Source organism: Methylobacter arcticus, assembly GCF_050917435.1.
GTDB lineage: Bacteria > Pseudomonadota > Gammaproteobacteria > Methylococcales > Methylomonadaceae > Methylobacter_A > Methylobacter_A titanis.
The window spans coordinates 838151-858874 of record NZ_CP159583.1; the positions used below are offsets into that span (position 1 = coordinate 838151).

Below are 20724 nucleotides of genomic sequence, written 5' to 3' on the forward strand. Positions count from 1 at the left end.
GGAGCCCATGTCATCACCGTTGGGTTATTCATAAGCCTCAATCTTCAAAAGCTGCTCTACACTGACTATTTTATAGCCATTTTCTTTTGCAAAATTAAGCGTTTGTTTTAATACTTGGATGGTTTTATCCGACGTATCATGAAACAGGATAATAGCACCCGGTTTTATTTGTGTTTGTACGCGCCGGGTTATGGTTTGTGCGCTGTCGGCCGTTGTATCTAACGAGCGGACGTTCCAGCCGATGATGTTGTAGCTCAAACCATTTGAGGCTTTGGCAAGATTGGGTGTGGTGACTCCATAGGGCGGCCGGAATAATTTCATCCGTTTGCCTATGACGTTAAAGACGCTCTCGGCTGTCTGGTTTAATTCATGGTTAAAGCCTTGCAAGCTTTTAAAATCGATAAAAAAAGAGTGCGTGTAGCTGTGGTTGCCAATGCTGTGTCCTTCTACATCCATTTGTTTCAAAACACTTTCATTGCCCCGGATGTTTTTCCCGATCACAAAAAAAGTTGCCGGTGCATGGTACTGAGCTAATATTGAGAGCACCTGTGGGGTGTATTTCCGGTTTGGTCCATCGTCAAACGACAGGGCAATTTCTTTTTCTGCAATATCTGCATGACAGTAGACTGGGGCGTAGAAGTTGGATTGAATGCTTGCCGAGCCGTAAATGAGTAATGCTAGATAAACTGCGCTTGGCAATAGCAGCCACCCTAGACTGAACCCAAAAAATGCGTGCAACAAACCGATGGCGCTGATGGCGATGAGGAAGCTGTTGCGGGTTGATTTAAATGTCATTTGCTAGGGTTGCTGGCGAGTGGGTAGGATGGGTAGAACAACGCGACTTGTAAAGCACGAACTGAAACCCATCGCATGGGTGATTCGTTATGACGGGTTTACAGATGACTGTATAAGGTCATGTATTGTTGGGCGCTTTTTATCCAAGAGTAGTCTTTTTGCATGCCGTTGATTTGTAATTTTTTCCATGTTTTAGGGTGGTCGTACAAAATCAATGCGCGTTTAATGGCTTCCATTAACGCGCCGGGACTGGCTTCGTTGAAAACAAGACCGGTTGCGGTGTTATTGCTCAAGGTTTCAGGAACGGTATCGACGACAGTATCGGCTAGGCCGCCGGTTTTTCTGACGATGGGCACGGTGCCGTAGCGTTGGCTGTAGATCTGATTTAAGCCGCAGGGTTCAAAACGCGAGGGCATCAGAAATATATCTGCTCCCGCTTCAATCATATGTGCCAGCGTTTCGTCATAACCTATGGTGATCGATACTTTATCGGGGTGGCTATCAACAAAATTATATAAGTGCTGTTCAAAACTCTTGTCACCGTTGCCGAGCAAGACAACTTGCAGCGGATGGGTCAGCATTTCGGGGAGACATTTCAGTATCAGATCAATGCCTTTTTGTTCTACCAAACGACTGATAAGTCCGATCACGGGAATGTTTTTGTCTACAGGCAGGGATAATCTTTCCTGTAGCGCTGTTTTATTGAGCGGTTTTTTGTTTAGCGTTAAGCGGTTAAATGTTTGGGGGATGTTGGGGTCGGTTTCGGGGTTCCAGTAGTCGACATCTATGCCGTTGATAATGCCGCTTAGAAAATCTTTTCGATAACTTAACAGTCCTTCCAGTCCATAACCGAACTCGGCAGTTTGAATTTCCTCGGCATAGGTTGGGCTTACGGTGGTGATACGATCCGAATAGACCAGACCGCCTTTAATAAACGACAGCATGTCATGAAACTCTATGCCGTAAGGATGCCAAAGCTGTCCCGGCAAATTTAAAGACAGGTAAGTCGCGTTAGGGAATAATCCCTGATAAGCCATGTTATGTATGGTAAAAATGGTAGCGGGTCGGCTATATTCCAGTGATAAGAGGGCAGGTACCAGTCCACTTTGCCAGTCGTTGCAGTGGACGATGTCGGGTTTCCAATCCAGATAACTGCGGTTCATCGCAACTTCTACGGCGACGCGACAAAATAGGGCAAAGCGTGCGGCACTGTTAGTCCAGGGATTGCCGTGTTCATCAAGATAGGGATTGCCGGGGAAATTAAAGTGCTCCGGAGAATCTACCAGCCATACGATGACGTCGGTACCCGGAAGCCGGGTTTCCAGAATATTCACCGCGTAATTATTCACATAGACGGTGCTGAGGTAACGAACTTCTTCGGTCGTTTTGATGTCCTGGTAATTGGGCATGATAATCCGCACATCTTCACCTAATTCGACCAACGCCTTGGGCAGACTGCCGGATACATCGGCTAGACCCCCGGTTTTAATCAGGGGGTGGGCTTCACTGGTGACAAAAAGTATTTTTTTCATTATGTGGGTTTTTATCATAGGTAATTGCTTCGCAGATGTTGGATTTGTCATGGAATACGGACGGACGGTATTTTCAAGGCGAAAGCCTAAGTACGTATGTTAGGTTACGATTGCATGGACAGATATTTGCTCCTCGGTAATTATTCCTATATTACTCTACTACACCCATTTATGGCGTTATGCAGGAGGTAGGGCAATGCAGGGGCAGCGTAAGCGGTGTGCCGAGCGTGGCGTAATTCGACAAACTAATGCCGCCCCCGTTGGGTTACGGCGCAAAAAACACGCGCCCAACCCAACCAACCTACGACCTATAATTTCAAAATCACGGCTCCCAACGGCGGTAAGGTAAGGCTGATAGAATGTGGCAGATTCATCCACGCGGTCGGTTCTGATAAGGCTGCGCCATTGCCTACGTTACTGCCGCTGTAATATCCGGAATCGGAATTGAATATTTCGGTATAAGTACCTGCCGCAGGCACACCGATCCGGTATTGCTCACGAGCTACCGGGGTAAAGTTGAGCACGATGATCAAATCTTCATGCTCGGTTTTCCGACGATAACTGATGATGGATTGTTGTGAATCATGGCAATCAATCCAGTCAAATCCCTGATAATCGAAATCATGCTGATATAACGCCGGGTGTTTTTTATAAAGATGATTTAGGTCTTTTACCAGCGCTTTCAGGCCTTGGTGATGCGGGTACTCGAGAACATACCAGTCCAAGGCTTTGTTGAAATTCCATTCGGTGCCTTGCCCGAATTCACAGCCCATGAACAGCAGCTTTTTACCGGGATAAGTGTACATGAAGGTGTACAGCAGACGAAGATTGGCAAAGCGCTGCCATTCATCCCCCGGCATACCGTTGAGCAGCGAGCCTTTGCCATGTACGACTTCATCGTGGGAAAAGGGTAGGCAGAAGTTTTCGGTAAAGGCATAGAGCATCCCGAAAGTAAGCTGGTCATGATGATATTTGCGGTGTATCGGCTCCTGACGCATATAAGACAGTATGTCATGCATCCAGCCCATGTTCCATTTCATCGAAAAACCTAAGCCGCCGGTCCAGGTCGGGCGGGTAACTTGCGGCCAGGAGGTCGATTCTTCAGCCATCATCACCGTGCCGGGATGCTGGTCATGGGTGACGGTATTGAGATCCCTCAGAAAATCTATCGCTTCCAGGTTTTCGTTACCGCCATACATGTTGGGAATCCAGTCATTCTGTTCGCGGGAATAATCTAAGTAAAGCATTGAGGCCACGGCATCGACCCGCAAGCCGTCAAGATGGAATTCCTCCAGCCAGAAAATGGCGCTGGACAGTAAAAAGTTTTTAACCTCATTGCGGCCAAAGTTATAAATTAAGGTGCCCCAATCGCGGTGTTCACCCTTGCGCGGGTCTTCGTGTTCATACAGCGCGCTGCCGTCAAAACGAGCCAGAGCAAAGCTGTCTTTGGGGAAATGCGCGGGCACCCAATCCAGAATCACGCCGATACCGTTTTGATGGCAGGTGTCGATAAAATAGCGAAAATCGTCCGGTGTGCCGTGACGGCTGGTCGGGGCAAAATAGCCGGTGGTTTGATAACCCCAGGAGGCATCCAGCGGATGCTCGGTCACCGGCAATAATTCAATATGGGTAAAGCCCATTTCCTTGACATAGTCGACCAGTTGTACAGCCAATTCACGATAATTGAGAAAATTGCCCAGATTGTCGCGTTTCCAGGAACCTAAGTGAACCTCGTAGATAGACATAGGCTCATGCAGCCAATTGTGGCGGACACGTTGATCCATCCATGGCTGATCCTGCCAAACATAGCTTTTTTCCTGGATCACAATGGACGAGGTATTGGGACGGAACTCAAACTGTTGGCCGTATGGATCTGTTTTTAACAAGATCTCGTTGGTATTGCGGTTTAAGATCTCGAATTTATAGTAACAACCGGCTTGCAAATCCGGCATGAACAGTTCCCAGATGCCACTACCACCCAGGCTGCGCATGGGATTGCAGCGGCCATCCCATTGATTGAAATCACCCACCACGCTGACTCGCCCGGCATTAGGCGCCCAGACCGCAAATAAAACCCCAGCAAGACCATCGGCTTTATGCAGATGTCCGCCCAGTTTTTGGTAAATATGCCAATGCTTGCCTTCGCCGAATAAATGCTGATCAAACTCCGGAAATTGGGTGCCGAAATCATACGGGTCATAGTTTTCGTGGCTGTAGCCAGACTTATCGGTCCAGGACAAACGATAATGCGCTGGCAATTGCTCATTTTTTTGGGCGTTATATTCAAAAAAATCGGTATCGGGAACCCGGTTTAAAGCAGCGCCGTTATGACTAAAGCTCACTGTTTCTGCGTAAGGTAGATACAATTTAATCTGAACGTTATGAACGTTATTATTCTTGATATGACGACCCAAAACTGAAAAAGGATCATGATGTCTGGCTTCCGTGATTTTTATCATATCTGCGTCAAGTGCGACGTTAGATTGTTTTTGCATATTGCCGGGCAGTACGTCTGAAGAAGGGATCACATCTGAGTCAAGTGCGTTGTTAGCTTGTTTTTGCACGATGACATTTTTAGATTGCTTTTTCACTATGAATAGCCTCGGAGTAGTGGAATAATGGTTGCGGTCAATATTACCAAACACATCAAGAGTTGTCAGTCTATTCCACATGGAGATGAAAAATGTCAGCATCAAGTAATCAAAAACATGATCATAATGTCGGTCATTTAACTCGTAATACTATTGCATTAATACTGGCTGGCGGTCGCGGTTCACGGTTAATGAATATGACCGATTGGCGCGCGAAGCCGGCGGTACCTTTTGGCGGCAAGTTCCGGATCATCGATTTTCCTCTGTCGAACTGTATGAATTCCGGTATACGCAAGATAGGTGTTTTGACCCAGTACAAGTCGGATTCACTGATCCGTCATATTCAGCAGGGCTGGGGATTTTTGCGTGGTGAATTTGGCGAATATGTCGACTTGATGCCTGCTCAACAACGGCACGATGAGAATTCCTGGTATCAAGGAACCGCTGACGCTGTTTTTCAGAATATCGATATTCTGCGCAGTCGCCGTCCTGAACATATTTTGGTGCTGGCCGGCGATCATATTTATAAAATGGATTACGGCGCGATGCTTGCCGATCATGTTGAAAAAAATGCTGATTTAACAATAGGCTGTATCGAGGTTTCGTTGCAAGATGCAACGGCCTTTGGTGTCATGGATGTCGATGAGAATCGGCGGGTCAGGGCTTTTGTAGAAAAGCCGGAGCATCCTCCGCTGATGCCGGGTAGAACAGATACAGCGTTAGCGTCGATGGGCATTTATATTTTTAATGCCGAGTTTCTATTTGAGCAATTACTGAAAGATGCGGACACTCCAGGCTCGACGCGTGATTTTGGCAGAGATATTATTCCTGCCGTTATCGATAAATATTTAGCCAATGCGTATCCCTTTTTGGATTTGCAAAGCGGGGAACAAAGTTACTGGCGCGATGTAGGCACTATTGATGCCTACTGGTCTGCCAATATGGAATTGATTGGCGTAAAACCGGATTTAAATTTATATGATAAAACTTGGCCTATATGGACTTATCAGGCGCAAACGCCTCCGGCCAAATTTGTTTTTGATAGCGATAAAAGACGAGGCCAGGCTGTGGACTCTATGGTTTCAGGAGGGTGTGTAATTTCCGGAGCAAAAGTCAGGCATTCGCTGTTATTTTCGAATGTTCGTGTCAACTCGTATACGACCTTGCAAGATACCATTGTTTTGCCTGAAGTTAATATCGGTCGCCATTGTCGTATTACTAGGGCGATTATAGAAAAAGGCTGTGAAATTCCGGAAGGCACCATTATCGGTGAGGATAGAGCCGAAGATGAAAAAAGATTTCATGTGAGCCCCGGCGGAGTTGTTTTGGTTACCACAGATATGCTGGGACAAAATAGACACTATGTCAGATAAAAGTGGTGAAGTTCTATAAGAAATTATTGCCGTGGGAATGGAAAATAAAACACTATGCCAGATAAAATCAAATTGAGATTAGTCTTGTGCTGGCATATGCATCAGCCCGAATATAGGGATTTACAGACAGGGGAATTTAAGCTGCCGTGGACATATCTGCATGTTATTAAAGACTATGTAGATATGGTGGCGCATTTGGAAGCCGTGCCGAATGCCAAGGCGGTCGTTAATTTTGCCCCTATCCTGCTGGAGCAAATTGAGGAATATGCCCGGCAAGTCAACGGCTATTTGCATGATCGCATTTCGATTACCGATCCCTTGTTAGCGGCACTGGTCGATCCCAGTATTCCGGCAGATCCTGAAGAACGCATGAAGCTGGTTAAAGCCTGCATGCGAGCGAACCGGGACAGGCAAATAAATCGCTATCCGAGTTTTCAACGATTGATTGAAATGGCCGACTGGCTTGAGCATCATTATGATTCGTTAAATTATGTTAATTCTCAATTTATCAGCGATATTCTAGCTTGGTATCATCTGATATGGATGGGGGAAACCCTAAAGTTGACGGACAGCCGAGTGAAGCGCCTGTTAGAGAAAGGCTCCGGTTATACGCTGCACGACAGGATCGAGATTGTAGAAGTCATTGCCGAGCAATTGACCGGTGTTATCTGCCGGTATAAGGCATTGGCCAGAAAAGGGCAGCTCGAGCTTTCTATATCGCCTTATGCTCATCCGATCATACCGTTGTTGCTGGACTTGAACTCCGCTCATGAGGCGATGCCGGAGGCTCCTTTGCCGGAGTTGGATAGCTATCCGGGCGGAGCCGATCGAGTGGCGTGGCATCTTGAAAAGGGTGTGCAGACCTTTAAGCGACTATTCGGCTTTAAACCGAAAGGATGCTGGCCTTCGGAAGGCGGCGTCAGCGATCAGACCTTGAAAATATTAGGTGATTTCGGCTTTGACTGGACGGCAAGCGGCGGTTCTGTGCTTGCCAATAGTTTACATCTTCCTGAAAATACCAAACAAGCAGGCATTCATCATCCTTTTAAGCTGGCCAAAACCGATATAGCCTGTTTTTTTCGGGATGATGGTTTATCCGATCTTATCGGCTTTGAGTATTCAAAATGGCATGCCGATGATGCGGTCGGCGATTTGATCCACCATTTAGAAAATATTGCTGATCATGAGCGTGGCGACAAGGTAGTTTCAATTATCATGGATGGCGAAAATGCCTGGGAGTATTATCCAGATAATGGCTATCACTTTCTCAGTGCTTTATATCAACGGTTGGCCAGTCATCCAGGTATTGAATTAACGACTTTTTCGGAATGTTTGCAAAATAAGGTTGAGGTTAAACCGCTGGCGAAAATGGTTGCGGGCAGCTGGGTTTATGGTACCTTTTCAACCTGGATAGGCGATACCGACAAAAATCGTGGCTGGGATATGCTAGGCGATGCTAAACGGGCCTTTGACAAGGTGATTTCAGCCGACGGATTAACGGATAAGCAAGTGCAGCAGGCTGAACTTCAGCTGTCCGTTTGTGAAGGTTCTGATTGGTTTTGGTGGTTTGGTGATTATAATCCCGGAGAAGCTGTCAGTAACTTCGAGAAACAATTTCGGCTTAATTTAGCTAATTTGTATAGACTGTTGGGTGAGGAGGCGCCAGCTTATCTGGCGATGACGTTTACTCAGGGTTCCGGTGCCCCGGCTATGGGTGGTGCAATGCGTCCAGGTGTAGAGCTACCTAGTGGATAGTTATTTCCCCGCTATTATTAAACATCTAAAAACTTAAACAAGAGATCACTGCGTGTGAATGACATCTTAAAGAAACGCCGCGCCGGCATTCTGTTGCACATTACCTCGTTACCGGGTTCGGGTAGTCAGGGCGATTTGGGGCAGGAAGCTTATCATTTTGTAAAATTCCTGCACGATTCCGGGGTTAGCGTATGGCAAGTCTTGCCTTTAGGCATGACCCATGCGGATGGTTCGCCCTATCAGTGTCTGTCTGCCCACGCAGGTAATCCGGCGTTAATTAATCTTGATTGGCTAGTGACGCAGGGCTGGCTACAGCGTTCTGATAAATGCGATGAATGTCCCGGTCATCATGAAAAGTCGTGCTTGATAACAAAGGCTTATTTTGGGTTTTTGGAGTGCGCCGAGCAACAGGATAAGGAGGGTTTTACGCAATTTTGTCAGGAAAAAGCGTTCTGGCTTGATGATTTCGCCTTGTTTTTGGCTCTTAGAATTGAATTTAATCAGCAATGTTGGAATCAGTGGCCGGAGCATTTTAAGGAAAGAGATGAAAAAGCCATAAAAGAAGCGCGTCGCCGCTTAAAAACACAAATCGAATGTATTCAATTTGAGCAATATGTGTTTTTTCGGCAGTGGCTGGAATTAAAAGCCTACGCCAACCAGCATGGCGTATCTTTATTCGGGGACATTCCTATTTTTGTGTCTTATGACAGCGCTGATGTCTGGACTCATCGCGATGTTTTTAAGCTCGATAAAACAGGTGAAATGTTAGTTGTCGCAGGTGTGCCGCCTGATTATTTTTCTGAAACAGGTCAGCGTTGGGGAAATCCGCACTATAACTGGACTTATCTGAAGAAAACCGGCTTTCATTGGTGGGTTAAAAGAATGAAAACGCAGATTGAGCTGTTTGATATTATTCGGATCGACCATTTTCGTGGGCTTGAAGCCGCCTGGGAAATACCGGCAAATGAAGATACCGCGATTAATGGGATATGGGTTAAGGCGCCCGGCAAAGCATTATTGAATGCCTTGAAAGCAGAATATGGGTCGATTCCACTGGTTGCTGAAGACTTGGGTATTATTACACCCGAAGTCGAGGCGTTAAGAGACGAGTTTGACTTGCCCGGCATGAAAATTTTGCAGTTTGCCTTTGGCGATGATCCGGGTAATCCTTATTTGCCTGATAATTATGAAAAAAACTGCGTTGTTTATACCGGTACTCATGATAATGACACGACTTTGGGCTGGTTGCAGGGTATTAGCGATGATCAGAAAAACTACATTTACAATTACCTTGGCAATCCGACATTGTCATTGCATTGTGCGCTAATTCATGCGGCATTGGCATCGGTTGCCAACCTTGCGGTCATTCCGATGCAGGATATTCTGGAGTTGGGTTCTGAGCATCGTATGAATACTCCAGGTACGACTCAGGGTAACTGGAAATGGCGTTTTCAGTGGGACCAGTTATCAGATAAGCGGGCCGTGCGGTTTGCCTATCTGGTTGGGTTGTTTAATCGTAAGTAAGTGATGTTACGCCGTCTGATGGGTGATTCATAAAACCAAAAGAGGCAGCTTTAGGCGATACCAAAACCACGAAATGGATGGATTGCTCTTTCGTGCCTGTGGTGGCTTTCGTGGTCAGTGTGTAACATCAAATACATAAGGAGGGAAGTTAGTTCTCTGGATAGCGGTTAATCATCATCGCTACGAATAGCTTGCTTAGAGATCGGCAGTAAAGGGATGTTGTAATTGCTTATGATGGCTCGAATTTCACCGGCTTTATCAGCTATCAGTTTGTTAAGGACTTCTTTTCTTGCGTTATCACCTTTACGAACGCCCATCGCCATTGCAAAATCAAACTTTATGTTCGGGGTTGATTTCATCGGAATCATTGAATAACTGTTTTTTGGGCTTTGTGTAGTGATATAGCCAGCCATAGGTCCCCAAAGAATAACCATATCAATTTTCTTCGCTTTAAGATCCTTTTCTATCTGCATCGCCACATTATTTTCATGATCGCCTGACATCGATTGATAGGAGATGCCCACGTCAAGTAAACCGTTTTTTTGTAACCAAGTCGTTCCTGGCCCACGGTCGAACATCGCAATTTTCAATGATTCCTGTCTTTGCAAAGGCAGATTAACTAATTGGGTTGCCTCGGTAATATCATCCCAGCCGCGCCCTTTGGCGATTAACAGCACATAAGTTGATTGATAGTAGGGATTGGTGGTTAAGGTAATGTCGTAACCAGCAGGAACGCCCATAACGACATCGCATTTATAGTCGTTACTTTCCACATCGCTGTCTTTTAACGGTGCATTTAAGGTGTTTCGGATAAAGCCGAGACGTTGGGGAAGCCAGGTGTACTCAACAGTTTGCCCCAGTTCTTTGGCAAACAGTTCGGCAATTTTGTTTTCAAAGCCGTCTTGTTTTTTTGTGGAATAAGGCGGATTCAGCGGGTCGGCACAGACCTTGAATTTCTCTTCGGATGAGGCGTTAAAACTGAAGGTGGTTAGGAACAGGATGGCAAGAGTGGCGTTAATGTGAGGTAAAGTCCTCATTAAGATCTCCTTGGGTGTATCAAGCAATTAAGATACATAGTTTACTGGATAAAGCGCAAAAAAAAAGCCCCGATTGAGTTATCAACCGGGGCTTTTTACTCAATCTAAAAAATCAGGTTGATTTAGTATTCCAATTCACTCCCCGTAGTAGCGAGGAAATCCATTGAATACTTAGTTGCTAGGCAATGCAAATACAGTCAATGTACCGCCCAGTTTAGTGAAAGAACTCAAGCTTCTATATGCGCCCACAGCTCCCAAACCTTCTGAGTTTGAACCTTCGTCACCGCTGTCAAGACCGGCAGCGATACCGATACCTGCCCAGCCGCCGATACCGGAAAGAACGCCAACATATTGCTTGCCGTCATATTTCCAAGTATTCACGTTACCGATGATGCCGGAAGGTGTTTTGAACTTATACAGTTCTTTGCCTGTTTTAGCGTCAACGGCTTTCAGGTAGCCTTCCAGAGTGCCGTAGAATACTATCCCGCCCTCTGTTGCCAAAGAACCAGACCAAACAGAGAATTGTTCTTTGTTAGACCAGGCAATTTTACCGGTTTTAGCATCGAAAGCAGTGAATTGACCCAGGTTGGTTGTTCCGTCCGGTTTTCCGGTCAGAACGTCTGCGCCAGCTGGCATCATGGTTAAAGTAGCGCCAACGTAAGGTTGACCCGCTGTGTATGAAACTTCGAATGGTTCGTAGTCCATGCACAAATGGTTGCCAGAGATATAGAACAAGCCGGTTTGTGGAGAGTAAGAAACCGGTTGTTGGTTTTTACTGCCTAACGCAGCAGGGCAGATACCTGTTGAATTGACATCTTCACCGTTTTGCTCAGTACTATATTTGGCTACAACTTGTGGACGACCTGTTTTCATGTCGACATGTGTCGCCCAGTTAACTGATTTGTCGAATTTTTCAGCAACAAGCAATTCACCCGTTTCACGATCTAAAGTGTAGCCAAAACCGTTGCGGTCAAAATGCACGATAGTCTTGTGCATTTTGCCTTTCACTTCCTGATCAACCAGAACAGTTTCGTTGATACCATCAAAATCCCATTCATCGTGCGGAGTCATTTGGTAAACCCATTTAACCGCACCGGTGTCAGCGTCACGAGCCCATAAAGACATGGACCACTTGTTGTCGCCTGGACGTTGTGTCGGGTTCCATGTCGATGGGTTGCCGGATCCGTAATAAATCAGGTTTGACTTAGGGTCGTAGCTAGTCCAACCCCAAGTAGTACCGCCGCCGATTTTCCATTGGTCGCCTTCCCAAGTGCTTAAGCTTGAGTCTGGGCCAACAGGAGTCACTTTGCCGTCTTTCCAAGTAGTTGTTTTCTTGGCGTCAATCAGGGTGTCTTTGTCTGGACCCATGCTGTAGCCTTTCCAAGCCAACTCGCCGGTGTTGATGTCATAAGCGGCTAAAAAGCCGCGAACACCAAATTCACCGCCAGAAATACCGGTTAGAACTTTATCGTTAACAACTAATGGCGCGGCGGTGTTGGTCATGCCCAACTTAGGATCGCCGTTTTGTACGCTCCAAATACGTTTACCGGTTTTAGCGTCTAAAGCGGTTAGAACGGTATCAGCTTGTTGCAGGAATATTTTGCCGTCGCCGTAAGCCAAGCCACGGTTGACAGTATCGCAACACATAACCGGAATAGTTACGTCAGCATCTTGTACTGGCGTGAATTCCCAGATGACCGATTGAGTTTTTTGGTCAATCGCGTAAACAGTGTTAGGGAAAGGAGTATGGATGTAGAGAATATCATCTACAACCAATGGACCGCCTTCATGACCACGCAGGACGCCTGTAGAAAAAGACCATGCAGGTTGCAGATTTTTTACGTTAGTGGTGTTGATTTCACTGAGTTTGCTGTAACGAGTACCGGCGTAATCACCACCCCATGTTGCCCAGTTAGCCGGGTTTTGAGTGAGTTTTTCAACATCGCTGTTAGCTGTTGAAACCGCTGGTGCAGCTAATAAAGCAGCCACACTGGAAGCAAGCAGCCAACTTTTCAAAGGCTTCTTCATATTATATTTCTCCTGGTATCCTGTTAATTTGACAGAATAGTGGTTATGTTTTTTAGGACTAATATTAGTTTTTAGGGTGGTTTTCATGTTCCATGGAGACAGGAAATTTTCACTCTAGGGGCCTAAATTTAATGATTTTGCCCCAAAAGTCAACATTTATAGGCATCGGTATAAATTGATTTTTGTAACGTTTTGATAACACACAGGGTGTTTTGATTAAGACGAAAGGCGAAAGGCGAAAGTTATAAGATGAAACATCATCAACATTTTTGTCTTGAATCTGAGTTAAAGGGGCTCAATGTGATAACCGTTGTTGTTCCAGCATAATACTTCAGCTGTATGCATGCCCCATGCGGCAAGTACAAAGCGCTGGGCAGTTTGGCCGTCTATGGTAAAGTTATGGATGGCAGGACGGTGCGTATGACCATGAATTAAACGGAGGCAATGCCGTTCACGCATGATGTTAATGACCGTGTGCTGGTTAACATCCATAATCTCCCTAGATTTTTTACGTTTGTGGAAATAACTGCGGATACGATACCAGCGTGCTGCCAGTAGACGTAAAAATAAGGGTTTGGATAGCACCGATTGTTGCCATTCTGGGGTATGTGATTTGACGCGAAATGCCTGATAGGGCAGGTCGTCTGTACACAGTAAGTCACCGTGGGTGAGCAGCGTGGGGGTGCCATGCAAATCGATGACAGTGTACTCATCGATAAGGGTAACGCCGGTATCTTTGGAAAATTGTTTGCCCAGCAGGAAATCGCGGTTACCTTGCTGCAAATAAACCGGTGTGCCCGAACCGGTCAGTTGTTTAAGCTGTTTTCGGATCTTATTGTTAGGCGGGGTAAAGTCATCGTCGCCTATCCAGGCATCGAAAAGATCGCCCAAGATATAAACGGCGGCAGCTTTGGGCGCTCTATCGCTCAGGAATGATAGAAACCGACGGGTGATTTCAGGCTTTTCCAGGGAAATGTGCAGGTCTGAGATGAAGAGGATTTCTTGATTCAAGGGGGCACGAGGGTTGAAAGGCTAAGGGCGTGGGGGCAAAAGGCTAAGGGTGTGATCGATTCTTTCGCCTTTCGCCTTGTGTCTTTCGTCTATTCTATAACTTCGGCTTTTTCGACGATGATGTCGGTTTTAGGCACGTCCTGATGTCCGCCACGGTTACCGGTAGGTTGTTTAGCCATTGCATCGACAATGTCCATGCCTTCAATGACTTCGCCAAATACGGCATAGCCCCAGTCACTGGAGGTTGGGCTGGTATGATTCAGCGAGGCGTTATCTTTATAGTTGATGAAAAACTGGGCAGTTGCCGAATCGGGAACGTTGGTGCGCGCCATCGCTATGGAGCCGCGTTTGTTAGCCAATCCGTTATCGGCTTCGTTTTTGATCGGGTCGTGTACCGCTTTTTGGTTGAAATCAGTATCAAAACCGCCGCCTTGCGCCATAAATCCGGGGATTATGCGATGGAAAATGGTGTTGTTGTAAAAGCCTTCAGTCACATAAGTTAGAAAATTGGCTGATGAAATAGGCGCTTTTTCAGGATTCAGCTGAATAATAATTTCACCCAGAGACGTAGTTAATTTAACTTTTGATGGTGTATCAGACATAAGGTTTTCCGTTGCAAATGAGAGTGTTGTAGTTAAAATCAGCATCATGGAGACAATGAAAGTGCGCATGGTTTTTCCTTAGAGAGTGATGCAAAGGACAGATTTTAAGTGTTTTTGTCTTGAAAGAGAAGCATGTGCTTGCTAGATTGTACGGTTTTGTTTAACCTGCCTCGACTTGATCGGCCCTGTTTACGGGCAAACGGACTTAACTGAATAATTTAAATAACATGTTGAAAATATATAACACTCTGACCCGAAAAAAAGAATTGTTTCAGCCGCGCGTAGCAGGCAAAGTCGGCCTGTATGTCTGCGGCATGACGGTTTACGATTACTGTCATATCGGTCATGCGCGGGTCATGGTGGTGTTTGATACGGTTGCGCGTTATTTTCGCCATCAGGGTTACGAACTGACCTATGTGCGCAACATTACCGATATTGATGACAAAATCATTCAGCGCGCCATCGAAAACGGCGAAGACTACGGCAAGCTGACCGAGCGCTTTATCGACGCGATGCACGAAGATGAACGGGCGCTGGCCGTTTTGCCGCCAGACCTTGAGCCGAGGGCAACGCAATCTATCGACGCTATTATTGCGATGATTAAAATCCTGGTAACCAAAGACTTGGCTTATGTCGGCAGCAATGGCGATGTGTTTTATGCGGTGAACCAATTTAAGGGTTATGGCCAGTTATCGGGTAAAAACCTAGACGATTTGCAAGCCGGCGAGCGCGTTGACGTCGATATGGCCAAGCGCAACCCGATGGATTTCGTGTTGTGGAAGATGGCCAAGGCCAATGAGCCAGCCTGGGATTCGCCGTGGGGCTTGGGTCGTCCCGGCTGGCATATCGAATGTTCGGCGATGTCTACCTGTTGCCTGGGCAATCATTTCGACATTCATGGCGGCGGCATGGATTTGCAGTTTCCGCACCATGAAAATGAGATCGCCCAGTCGGAAGGCGCGACCGGCGAGAAGTTTGTCAACGTGTGGATGCATAACGGCTTTGTACGCGTCGATGATGAGAAAATGTCCAAGTCATTGGGTAATTTCTTTACCGTGCGCGAAGTGTTGAAGCAGTATCGGCCGGAGATCATACGTTTTTTCATCCTGTCCAGTCATTACCGCAGTCCATTGAACTATTCCGATGAATCGCTGAGCGACGCAAAAGCGGCGTTAACCCGCCTGTACACTGCCTTGCGTGGTGCGAAATCGGTAGCCGATGCGCTGGTCGAAGAGGATTATAAAGTCCGTTTTGAACAGGCGATGGATGACGATTTTAATACACCGGTTGCACTGTCAGTGTTATTCGATTTGGCCAGAGAGTTGAATAAGGCTAAAGAAACCGATCAGCAGAAAGCCAGCGCGTTGGTGGCTACGCTGAAACAGCTAAGTAGCTTGCTGGGAATATTGCAGGACGATCCTGATGCTTTTCTTCAAGATAGCGGGGAAGCTGAATCCGGGGAAGAAAAAATTGAACCACAAATCCAGGCGCGTATTGCTGCAAAACAAGCCAAAGACTGGGCTTTGGCCGATAAGATCCGTAACGACTTGAAAGGCCAAGGCGTGATTCTGGAAGATTCGCCTGACGGCACAACCAGCTGGCGGCGCGAATAGTCGCCTATTGCCACTGCCATTAAGTTAATATGGACGTGATTGTGGGGGCGACTTTAGTCGCCGATTAAGCAATAAATTATTGACTGACTGGGCGACTAAAGTCGCCCCCACATCAGCAATTATTTTGTCGTGTCACTTGACTTAATGGCGGTGACGCCGGAGCGCGGGAACTATATAAAGATGAAATTCAAACAAACACTCCAAGATTTTCATGGCCGATCATAACAAACCGCCAGCAAATGATATGGCACAAAAAACATTAAATTTAATCAGCGGGTTTCTGTCGAGAAAAATCCGTACCGTTTATTACAATGCCAGAGAATCCATTGGCGAGCATAAGCGCGATATGGTTGTTGCTCATGTTGAACAGGCCTGCCTAGGCTTGCAGGAAACCCGAGATGAGTTTGAAGATGCACTGGAACGGTTTAAGACCTTGGTCTGCGTCAATGAAACCACGCTGGATCATAAATACCATCTGCTCAACAGACAATATCAGTTTTGCTGTGCTAAATCCGATACGGTAAGCAACAGAATCAAAGCGATTGAGCAGGTTAGCGAAGCGCTGTTTGTCGAATGGGAACACGAACTCAGCGAATATACTAATCGGAACTTGCGTGCCCACAGTAAGCAGCAGTTAAAGCTGGCCAGACAAAACTATGCCCGGTTGATCAAATCTATGCAACGGGCGGAGGCTAAAATCCAGCCGGTACTGGCGGCATTTAAAGATCAGGTGTTATATTTGAAACATAACCTTAATGCTCAGGCTATCGCGGCATTAAGGCCTGAATTTATTGAAATCGGCATTGATATTTCACAGCTTATCCAGGCGATGGAACTGACGATCGCTGAGGCAAGTCAATTTGTTGCAGCGCTAACGCATCAAAAAGCCTTGCCCAGTCGGTGATCCTAGAGCTTGTACAAAACTTCGTTAGCTTTGTCTTTAGGATCCGCTTTGTTTTTATCTTTATGGCTATCTTGATCGATTCTTTCCTTGCTGAATTTGGCTATCATATCTTCCCAATTGGCGTACTTTTCATAGCCTGCAAAGCCGGTATTTTTCCGTTGTTGGTAGAGCTCTTTACCCAGTTCGATGATTTCTTCAGGTTTTTTGCCGTCAACCGTGTTAAGAAATTCTTTGTTATCTTTAATGGAATCGCGAAGCGTCCAGAAAGAGACTTCAAACTCAATGCGAGCATCGGGAGATAAACGGTTTTTTAGTGCTTTGACTGATCTATAGGCAGTATTGATAGTATGGCCGTTAATTTGTTGTCCCTTGCTACAGGCAATTAACGATGTGCAGCAGAGAATGAGCAGAAGAGTCGGTAGTTTCTTCATAAAGATAACCTCAAGTTTAAGTGGGGACAAATGTCGTGGTATTTACCGGGTTTGCGATCGTTATCACGTCAGATCGCCAAACAACGTAAAATAGCCAGTTATTATAATCCTGAGCTAGCTTTTCATGCTGGAATTTATCCAATTATTAAAACAACGTTATCAGGCGGTTTTGGCCCAGCAGGGTAATGAGGCTGTCAAAGCAAGCTATCAACAGCGGATCGATCAGCTTATCTTGGCTGAAGCCTTCATACGCAAAGGGCAGCTGATTGATGCGTCGCCGGAGCCGTTGTTGCACATGGCCGTGGTGGGGCCGACGCAGGCCGGAAAAAGTTCGCTGGCCAACGTGTTATTAAACAGTCATGCCGCTGGAGTCAGTCCTTTGGCAGGTTATACCATTCACCCCCAGGGTTTTTGCAATGGCGTCAGTGTTGCAGATTGCACCGGGCTGCAACATTATTTCGGTCGTTTTCAGCAGTTGCAACAAACGCAGCTGAGTAAAGACCGGCACGATTGCTATTCGTTAACGCAAAACACCACCGATTCAACGCTCTTGCCGCATGGCGTTTTGTGGGATACGCCCGATTTCGATTCGATAGATTCAGCGACTTACCGTGAAGGTGTTATCAGGGCGATTGCCTTAGCGGATATGGTTATTCTGGTGATTAGCAAGGAAAAATATGCGGATCAATCAGTCTGGGACATCATGGCCGCTGTTGAAGCGCTGCATCAACCGACGGTTATTTGCCTGAATAAATTGGTTGAAGGTTCAGAGTCGATCATTATCCAATCATTAAAAGAAAAGTGGCAGCGAGCCAGAGCCGATGAATTTCCCGAGGTCGTTTCGTTGTATTACCAAAAACCGGGTGGGCTGCCCGTGTGGCCGGAGTCCAGGCAGCAGTTGCTTAATCAACTGGCGAATAAAGTAAGCCTTACAAAGCATGCGCGTTTTGAACAGGAGTTATTGAAACGACATTGGCAAAGCTGGCTGGAACCGATTTTTGCCGAACATCAGGCGTTAACTGATTGGGCTGAATTAGTCGACCTCATGATCAAACAAGCGATGGAAAGCTATCAGCGCGATTATCTTAGTCATCCGCATCATTATGAAACCTTTCAGCTTGCGATGACCGAATTGCTGAATTTAATGGAAATACCCGGATTAGCCCGCATTCTGGCAGGCACCCGCAAGATTCTGACTTGGCCGGTCAGGCAGATCATGAAGCTGGGACGCAAAAGACTGCATATTGCAGACAGCAGTTACGAAATAGCCTTGTTAAATCAAATAGCCGAACATACGCTAATTCAACTGGCAGACAAACTGCTGGATAAGGTCGAGCAAGGTCATCAGGGTCAGCAGAGTCAGTGGTGGCGGCAACTAAACAGCGTATTACGGAATCGGCGGCAGGATGCCTTGCAGGATTTTGCTCAGGCGACAAAAAATTATCATCTGTCGTTTCAGCAAGATGTGGAAAGCGCCGCGCATCAATTATATGGCAAGCTGCAACAACAGCCGATGGTTTTAAACGGTTTGCGGGCAACCCGAGCGACTGCCGATGCCGCAGTGATTGCGTTGACTTTACAAATGGGCGGAATAGGACTGCATGATTTGGTTATTGCCCCGGCGATGGTGACACTGACTTCGTTGTTGGCTGAAAGTGCAGTCGGCGGCTATATGCACAAAGTGGAAGCCGAGTTAAAACAAAACCAATTCAATACCGTCAAACAGACATTATTTATCGATAGTCTGCGCAATAAACTGTTGCAGTTGCCTGAGCAATTATCGATATCGACTCATTTTAATATATCCCCTGACCAGCTGCGTGCGGCAGAGCTTCAACTCACAGAAAAGCGCCATGGCTTACGATTACTCTAGTTTGGTACAAACAACAAAACGCTGGGCGGAGCAGGCGCTGGCAGTCGGCTGGATTAATGCCGACGTCGCGCAGCAGTTAAACGATGTCGATGCCAGATCGCCCGACACCCTGTTTAACCATAACGGCTCCAGGCCGCTGATTGTGGCATTCATGGGCGGCACTGGCGTGGGCAAAAGTTCCTTGCTGAACCGTCTGGCAGGCAAAGCCATCGCCAGAGCCGGAGTTGAGCGCCCCACTTCGCGGGAAGTCACGCTTTATCATCACCATAGCGTTGCGATAAAGCATTTGCCGGAACAACTGCCGCTGGCGCAAATCAAAATCGCCGAGCATGACAACGAGTCCAGGAAACATGTCATCTGGATCGATATGCCCGATTTCGACAGCACCGAGCAAAGCAACAAACATCAGGTGTTGGAATGGCTGCCGCATATCGATGTGCTGATCTATGTGGTCAGTCCCGAACGCTATCGCGATGAAAAAGCTTGGCGTTTGCTGCTTGCAGAAGGCGGCAGACATGCCTGGCTGTTTGTCCTGAACCAATGGGACAGAGGCCAGACCGAGCAGTATGAAGATTTCAAACAGCAACTGCATAAAGCGGGCTTTGCCGAGCCGATCATCTTCAAGACCGCCTGCGCCGAAGGCCTGCAAGCTGACGAGTTTGCAGCATTGGAATCGACCATTAGCTCGTTGGCGACCGAGCACATCATTAAACAGCTGGAGCAAAGAAGCTCCCGTATTAAGAAAGACGAATTAAGGCAAAGTCTGCAAAACACCAAGCCGTTACTGGGTTCCCCATCGGCTTTTCAACAACTGCCGACGCTGTGGCGGCAGCAATGGCAACGGTCGGTGCTAGTGTTGCAACAGGGTTTTGCATGGCCTGTCCAGCAATTGGCGAGGCACTATGCCGACCACTCGGCCAATTTATTAAGCCATCCTGCAACCGCCAGGTATGCAACAAGCGGCGTTAAATTCAACTTATGGGATGACTGGGCCGAAGCCCGTTTTGATGATGCCTTGGATGAATTTGTCAGCAATGCCGACCAGCTTGGCATTCCGGTGAGTCCGCTTAAAAAACAGCTGTCCGCGCTACGCGAAAAAGCGCCAAAAATTATTCAGGCGCAAAGCGAATTGGCCGCCAGGCACGCATTGGCGAATCCCGGCAACGTATTGCATCGCGCCTTTTTAAAGCTGATGCGCTTATGTGAAATCATCCTGCCGCTTGCTGCCATTTGCTGGGTCGGCTATCAGGTTTTTATCGGCTATTACACCAGCAACATGACCGACGCAAATTATTTGGGCGTGGATTTTGCCGTACATAGCAGCTTGTTAATCGCTATCACCTGGCTGACGCCGTTTTTCATCCTGAAAAAATTAAAGCCGTCGTTGGAAAAAAGCGCCTTAAGAGGGCTAAGCAAAGGTTTGAGCAATGCAATCAGCATGATAGATGGCGAGGTGCTGCTGGCAATAGAAAACGTCGGCAATCAACATGCCGAGCAGACCAAGCAGCTAGCCGGGATTATTAAACTTTGCAGTGTTGCCGATGCCGGTCGGCAACCAGCAATAGACAGCAACAGTCCGTTAGCCCGGATGCTTATCGATTAACGCAGGTGTTTTTTCGTCGTTATTCAGGGGATTGCCGGGATGACAAGTCGAG

General features: G+C 46.8%; 15 protein-coding genes. 7 read left to right on the forward strand and 8 right to left on the reverse strand.

Features of this window, described 5'->3' with window-relative positions; translation table 11 throughout:
* Positions 1-24: 24 nt before the first annotated feature.
* The 3 genes from ABXJ76_RS04070 to glgB all read right to left on the reverse strand — a co-directional run bounded on the left by ABXJ76_RS04070 (position 25) and on the right by glgB (position 4822).
* Complete coding sequence (locus ABXJ76_RS04070) at positions 25-795, reverse strand: polysaccharide deacetylase family protein (RefSeq protein ID WP_432744334.1); 771 nt, start codon at positions 793-795, stop codon at positions 25-27.
* A 98-nt stretch (positions 796-893) separates the two neighbouring features.
* Entirely contained in the window at positions 894-2327 is a 1434-nt protein-coding gene (gene glgA / locus ABXJ76_RS04075; RefSeq protein WP_432744336.1) for a glycogen synthase GlgA, read from the reverse strand.
* Between the two features lie 308 nt (positions 2328-2635).
* The gene (glgB, locus tag ABXJ76_RS04080) at positions 2636-4822 is read right to left on the reverse strand and encodes a 1,4-alpha-glucan branching protein GlgB (RefSeq protein WP_432746435.1); all 2187 of its coding nucleotides are present in this window, start codon (positions 4820-4822) and stop codon (positions 2636-2638) included.
* A gap of 188 nt (positions 4823-5010) precedes the next feature.
* Between glgB and glgC the strand changes: the two genes are divergently transcribed.
* The 3 genes from glgC to malQ are packed head-to-tail and all read left to right on the forward strand — an operon-like array spanning position 5011 to position 9570.
* On the forward strand, positions 5011-6291 hold the full coding sequence (glgC, locus tag ABXJ76_RS04085; RefSeq protein WP_432744339.1) for a glucose-1-phosphate adenylyltransferase: 1281 nt from the start codon (positions 5011-5013) through the stop codon (positions 6289-6291).
* 54 nt (positions 6292-6345) lie between these two features.
* Positions 6346-8046, forward strand: coding sequence for a glycoside hydrolase (locus ABXJ76_RS04090; protein WP_432744341.1), 1701 nt, complete (start codon positions 6346-6348; stop codon positions 8044-8046).
* Positions 8047-8100: 54 nt separating this feature from the next.
* Entirely contained in the window at positions 8101-9570 is a 1470-nt protein-coding gene (gene malQ / locus ABXJ76_RS04095) for a 4-alpha-glucanotransferase (protein ID WP_432744344.1), read from the forward strand.
* A gap of 167 nt (positions 9571-9737) precedes the next feature.
* Here the strand turns inward: malQ and ABXJ76_RS04100 are convergent, their stop codons facing one another.
* The 4 genes from ABXJ76_RS04100 to ABXJ76_RS04115 form a co-directional block, all read right to left on the reverse strand.
* Complete coding sequence (locus ABXJ76_RS04100) at positions 9738-10607, reverse strand: quinoprotein dehydrogenase-associated putative ABC transporter substrate-binding protein (RefSeq protein ID WP_432744347.1); 870 nt, start codon at positions 10605-10607, stop codon at positions 9738-9740.
* A 171-nt stretch (positions 10608-10778) separates the two neighbouring features.
* A complete protein-coding gene (locus tag ABXJ76_RS04105; RefSeq protein WP_432746437.1) occupies positions 10779-12635 on the reverse strand; it encodes a methanol/ethanol family PQQ-dependent dehydrogenase in 1857 nt (618 codons plus the stop codon).
* A 285-nt stretch (positions 12636-12920) separates the two neighbouring features.
* The gene (locus ABXJ76_RS04110; RefSeq protein WP_432744350.1) at positions 12921-13646 is read right to left on the reverse strand and encodes a UDP-2,3-diacylglucosamine diphosphatase; all 726 of its coding nucleotides are present in this window, start codon (positions 13644-13646) and stop codon (positions 12921-12923) included.
* 89 nt (positions 13647-13735) lie between these two features.
* The gene (locus tag ABXJ76_RS04115) at positions 13736-14248 is read right to left on the reverse strand and encodes a peptidylprolyl isomerase (protein WP_432744353.1); all 513 of its coding nucleotides are present in this window, start codon (positions 14246-14248) and stop codon (positions 13736-13738) included.
* Positions 14249-14475: 227 nt separating this feature from the next.
* Here ABXJ76_RS04115 and cysS point away from each other — a divergent pair, with 227 nt between their 5' ends.
* Both cysS and ABXJ76_RS04125 read left to right on the forward strand, forming a co-directional pair.
* On the forward strand, positions 14476-15861 hold the full coding sequence (gene cysS, locus ABXJ76_RS04120; RefSeq protein WP_432744355.1) for a cysteine--tRNA ligase: 1386 nt from the start codon (positions 14476-14478) through the stop codon (positions 15859-15861).
* A gap of 244 nt (positions 15862-16105) precedes the next feature.
* Entirely contained in the window at positions 16106-16765 is a 660-nt protein-coding gene (locus ABXJ76_RS04125) for a DUF2959 domain-containing protein (RefSeq protein WP_432744358.1), read from the forward strand.
* A gap of 2 nt (positions 16766-16767) precedes the next feature.
* On the opposite strand, the gene ABXJ76_RS04130 is transcribed toward ABXJ76_RS04125, so the two are convergent.
* The gene (locus ABXJ76_RS04130; protein WP_432744361.1) at positions 16768-17196 is read right to left on the reverse strand and encodes a hypothetical protein; all 429 of its coding nucleotides are present in this window, start codon (positions 17194-17196) and stop codon (positions 16768-16770) included.
* A 124-nt stretch (positions 17197-17320) separates the two neighbouring features.
* Between ABXJ76_RS04130 and ABXJ76_RS04135 the strand changes: the two genes are divergently transcribed.
* Together ABXJ76_RS04135 and ABXJ76_RS04140 are read left to right on the forward strand one after the other, a co-directional pair.
* Complete coding sequence (locus tag ABXJ76_RS04135) at positions 17321-19069, forward strand: GTPase (RefSeq protein WP_432744364.1); 1749 nt, start codon at positions 17321-17323, stop codon at positions 19067-19069.
* A complete protein-coding gene (locus ABXJ76_RS04140) occupies positions 19050-20672 on the forward strand; it encodes a GTPase (protein WP_432744367.1) in 1623 nt (540 codons plus the stop codon). Before ABXJ76_RS04135 ends, ABXJ76_RS04140 begins: the two co-directional genes overlap by 20 nt.
* Positions 20673-20724 lie beyond the last annotated feature (52 nt).